Here is a 560-nt window from a genome sequence, read left to right on the forward strand (position 1 = left end):
TACTACTGGGCGCTGCACACCGCGCTGGTGAAGCACGGCGTGGAGCTGCCGTTCCCGCAGCGCGACCTGAACCTGCGCAGCCTCTTCGGGCACACCGGCCCGGGCGCGGTGGCCATGCTGCGCGGTGACGCCGTGGCCTTCGAGCCCGCGATGCCGCCCGAGGCCCCACCGCCGAGCGAGGCCGAGCGCGCCGCGCTCGCCGACAATGATGCGCAGCACGACGTCGAGCGCGAGGCGCGCGAAGAACCCCTGATCGAGCCGCCCGTGGCGGCCGGTCCCACGAGAAACGAGGAACGCTGATGGCCCGCCAGATCGAAGTGAAAGTCCCCGACATCGGCGACTTCGACGCCGTGCCCGTGATCGAGGTGCTGGTCGCGGTCGGCGATCGCGTGTCGAAGGATCAGGGCCTCGCCACGCTCGAATCCGACAAGGCGACGATGGAGGTGCCGTCGTCGGACGCGGGTGTCGTCCGTGAGTTGCGAATCAAGGTCGGCGACCGAGTCGGCGAGGGCGTGGTGATCGCGATCCTCGAGGCGGAAGGTGAGGGCGACGCGACGCCG

At 70.7% G+C, this 560-nt stretch carries 2 protein-coding genes; both read left to right on the forward strand.

Going from position 1 to position 560, the window contains the following annotated elements:
• Nucleotides 1–300, forward strand: a 300-nt coding sequence (locus tag ACFP1K_RS41220; protein ID WP_380764066.1) for a hypothetical protein, incomplete at its 5' end; no start/stop codon positions are given.
• Nucleotides 300–560, forward strand: a 261-nt coding sequence (locus ACFP1K_RS41225; RefSeq protein WP_380764068.1) for a biotin/lipoyl-containing protein, incomplete at its 3' end; no start/stop codon positions are given. The genes ACFP1K_RS41220 and ACFP1K_RS41225, both read left to right, overlap by 1 nt.

Origin of the sequence: Sphaerisporangium aureirubrum, from assembly GCF_042658925.1 — a bacterium.
Lineage (GTDB): Bacteria > Actinomycetota > Actinomycetes > Streptosporangiales > Streptosporangiaceae > Sphaerisporangium > Sphaerisporangium aureirubrum.